The 3,762-nt window shown below is 46.8% G+C and carries 4 protein-coding genes; 3 read left to right on the forward strand and 1 reads right to left on the reverse strand.

From position 1 onward, the window contains the following. The first annotated feature begins 87 nt into the window (after positions 1 to 87). From Q0R35_RS08225 to gatA, 3 genes are all read left to right on the forward strand, one after another. Positions 88 to 804 carry a HAMP domain-containing sensor histidine kinase gene (locus tag Q0R35_RS08225; protein WP_295615942.1) on the forward strand — a complete coding sequence of 239 codons (717 nt, stop codon included), beginning with the start codon at positions 88 to 90 and terminating at the stop codon, positions 802 to 804. A 71-nt stretch (positions 805 to 875) separates the two neighbouring features. Further along, on the forward strand, positions 876 to 1,727 hold the full coding sequence (locus Q0R35_RS08230) for a metallophosphoesterase (protein ID WP_295615945.1): 852 nt from the start codon (positions 876 to 878) through the stop codon (positions 1,725 to 1,727). 155 nt (positions 1,728 to 1,882) lie between these two features. After that, complete coding sequence (gene gatA, locus Q0R35_RS08235; RefSeq protein WP_295615948.1) at positions 1,883 to 3,331, forward strand: Asp-tRNA(Asn)/Glu-tRNA(Gln) amidotransferase subunit GatA; 1,449 nt, start codon at positions 1,883 to 1,885, stop codon at positions 3,329 to 3,331. A gap of 118 nt (positions 3,332 to 3,449) precedes the next feature. Here gatA and Q0R35_RS08240 read toward each other — a convergent pair. Continuing rightward, positions 3,450 to 3,762, reverse strand: a 313-nt coding sequence (locus Q0R35_RS08240; protein WP_295615951.1) for an FkbM family methyltransferase, incomplete at its 5' end; no start/stop codon positions are given.

The raw sequence follows: 3,762 nt of genomic DNA on the forward strand, positions 1-3,762 counted from the left end.
CTCCCACACTCCCCACACCTCCCACACTTCCCACACCCCCCACACCTCCCACACTCCCATCTCCCATCTCCCATCTCCCCTCTGTTAATGGAAAAACCCACGCCGCCAGAACTCAGTTTAGGTGACTTAAAAGATGAGCTAATCGCCCATCTGATGCAAGAGCTGTGTACGCCATTAACTACGATTAAAACAGCTCTGAAGTTACTCGAATCGCCAGTTGTCAAACAACCGCAACGGCAACGATATCTAAAGATGATTCGGAACGAATGCGATCGGCAAACATCGCTAATTAGTGGTGCGACGAGGCTCTTGGCACTCGATCGTAGCCCAGATCGCGCGGGAGTCAAACCCATTCAACTATCCCAAATTATTCCAGGAATCGTGAGTACTTACCAACCATTAGCTGCCGAAAAAGGGGTTGGGCTGGGTTATACTGTACCTGATAACTTACCGCCAGCAATTTGTGTCGAAACCTGGGTGCGGCAAATTGCGATCGATCTATTGCACAATGGTATTAAGTACACATCCGACGGCGGACAAGTGTTCGTCCAAGCTTCCGTACAAGGCGACTACGTTCAATTAGAATTTCGCGATACTGGGATTGGGATTGCGCCGACAGAAATTCCCAAAATCTTCGATCGGTTTTACCGCGTTCGCACTTTACCAAACGAATACAGTAATGGTGCGGGGTTGGGACTAACGATCGTCCAGAATATTCTGCTCCGGTGTGGCGGCTCGATTTCAGTTGTCAGTCAAGTCGGTGTCGGCTCGAAGTTTCGGGTATTATTACCAACAAAGAGTTAAAGGGCGAAGTTTAGATTAGCCTCAAACCTAAAAATAAACCCTAACCCCCAAATCTCAACCCTAAATTACTCGTGCGGATATCCAAACTTATTAAGTTAGTTTTAATCAGAGCGATTCAGATTGTATTAATCGGTTTCTTGCTAGTATTTAGCACCAGTGTTTACGCTCACAAAATCGAACCAAATTGGGTAGAAGTCACTCAAAATGAGATCCAGTTACCAAAATTAGATTCGGTATTTAATGGCTATAAAATCGTTCAGATTACCGATCTCCATGCTGGCGATGGGATCGATCGCGCTCAACTCGAACGTGTTATCGAAACTGTCAACGCCCAAAATCCAGATTTAGTAGTAATTACAGGCGATCATGTCAGTCGAAAACCCCGGCAACATATCGAGTTATTAGACACCCTTGCCAAACTACATCCTCGCGATCGGACTATTTCTGTCTTAGGCAATCACGATGTTTTCAACGATCCTGCTCCAATTCGGGCAGCCCTCGATCGAGTCGGAATTACCTTATTAGAAAATAGCATCTATACCATCAAACGCGATCGAGCCACATTACATATTGCCGGGGTTGGCGATGTCTTTGCCAAAGACGATAAACTCGATCTAGTACTAGAGCAATTACCCCCGACTGGCGCAGCCATCATGCTCGCCCACGAGCCAGATTTTGCCGATGAAACTGCCGCTACTGGCAGATTTGGGCTACAATTATCCGGGCACTCCCACGGTGGGCAAATCCGCATCCCCTTTCGCAAAGGCTATCTCCCCGAATTAGCTCAGAACTATCCCCTAGGGCGTTATCAAGTTAAGGAGATGGTTCAATATACCAGTCGCGGCATCGGGATGATTAAAATCTACGCCCGTTTTAACTGTCGTCCCGAAATTTCCGTATTTAATCTTGTCTCTAGGAGCTAGGCTTTAGGCTGTAGGCTTTAGATGTTAGGCTTTTAGATGTCAGGCTCGATCTCGCTTGCATTCTCTAATTCTAGAAGTTTAAAGCTTTAGCTTTAAATTCTAAAGCCGAATACCTAATCCCTAAAGCCTAATACCTAAAACCTAACACCTAAATTATGGTATCTATTCGCGAATTGCACCAACAGCTTGTCACAAAAGAACGATCGGCAGTAGAAATCGCCACAGAAGCGATCGCACGAGTCGAACAGCTCGAACCCAAACTGCGGAGTTTCTTATGTACCACACCCACACAAGCTCTGGAGCAGGCAAGATTAGTAGATGCCAAAATTGCCGCAGGTGAAGATATCCCCCTGTTAGCAGGCATCCCGATCGCGCTCAAAGATAACATGTGTACCCAAGGAATCGCCACCACCTGCGGTTCTAAAATTCTGGCTGGCTTTATTCCCCCTTATGAATCTACCGTCACCCAAAAACTCAAAGATTTAGGCGCGGTATCCCTGGGTAAAACCAACCTCGATGAATTTGCGATGGGGAGTTCCACCGAAAATTCTGCCTATCAAGTCACCGCCAACCCTTGGGATCTAGAGCGCGTTCCCGGCGGATCTTCAGGTGGTTCGGCTGCGGCTGTCGCTGGCTCAGAATGCGTTGTATCGCTTGGCTCCGATACTGGTGGCTCAATCCGTCAACCTGCGTCTTTTTGTGGCGTGGTGGGGCTAAAACCGACCTATGGATTAGTATCTAGATTCGGACTAGTAGCTTATGCCTCTTCTCTCGATCAAATTGGGCCATTTGCGCGGACTGTCGAAGATGCGGCAATATTACTCGAAGCGATCGTCGGTCACGATCCTAAAGATTCTACCAGCCTCAATATTAAAACGCCCAAATATTCCCAACTACTCACGCCCGATTTACCCAAAGGCTTAAAAATCGGCGTAATTACCGAAACATTTGGCGAAGGTTTAGATCCGCAAGTTGCCGAATCCGTCCGTCAAGCGATCGAGCATTTCCGTTCTTTAGGTGCCGAAATTCAAGAAATTTCTTGCCCGCGCTTCCGCTACGGTTTGCCTACATATTATGTAATCGCTCCTTCTGAAGCATCGGCAAACTTAGCTCGTTACGATGGTGTTAAATATGGCTTCCGCGCCGAGGCTGATAACCTAATGTCCATGTACACCCAGACTAGAGCCGCTGGATTTGGTGCCGAAGTGCAACGGCGGATTATGCTGGGTACCTACGCGCTCTCGGCGGGATATTACGACGCTTATTATCTCAAAGCTCAAAAGGTACGCACGCTCATCGAGCAAGACTTTAAAACTGCGTTTAGTCAAGTCGATATTCTAATTACCCCCACCGCACCCACAACGGCTTTTAAAGCTGGCGAAAAAACTGCCGATCCGTTGAGCATGTATCTCTCCGACTTAATGACGATTCCCGTCAACCTCGCTGGCTTGCCCGGAATTAGTATCCCCTGCGGCTTTGACGATAACGGAATGCCGATCGGGATTCAATTACTCAGTAACGTTTTACGCGAAGATCTCTTGCTGCAAGTCGCTCACGTTTACGAGCAGTCTACCACCTGGCACACCCGATCGCCGCAACTATAACAAAGGCAAAAGATCGATTTATTGAAAGATTGGGCAGGGGCAATGTCTTGTCTCGCTAAACTGTCGGAAAACCCGACGGTTTAGTGAGCCGCTTGATGAATTGCCCCGATCTTTATACCTAAATACAGGATTTGAAAACAGTTAAATCTCCATAAGTAGAAATACTAAATGGTTTGCAAGCGTTAACTGTGTTTAAGACAATATCTGAAGCTCGACCAAAACAAGAATCATCATGTAGCTCGATCGCCATATTATCGACAAAAGGTAGCCATGATTCATAATTTTTTGAAAAGACCACAGCTTCAGCACCTTCAATATCCATCTTGAGAACCGAAATTTTATCGCACCCCGATTCTTGTAAGAGTGTACCCAGATCTATTGCCTGCATTTCTGGAGTTTCATCTAAAGTGCTTTCTCTGACTTGCACCGAC

It is taken from the genome of Chamaesiphon sp. GL140_3_metabinner_50 (assembly GCF_025361915.1).
Taxonomy (GTDB): Bacteria; Cyanobacteriota; Cyanobacteriia; order Cyanobacteriales; family Chamaesiphonaceae; genus Chamaesiphon.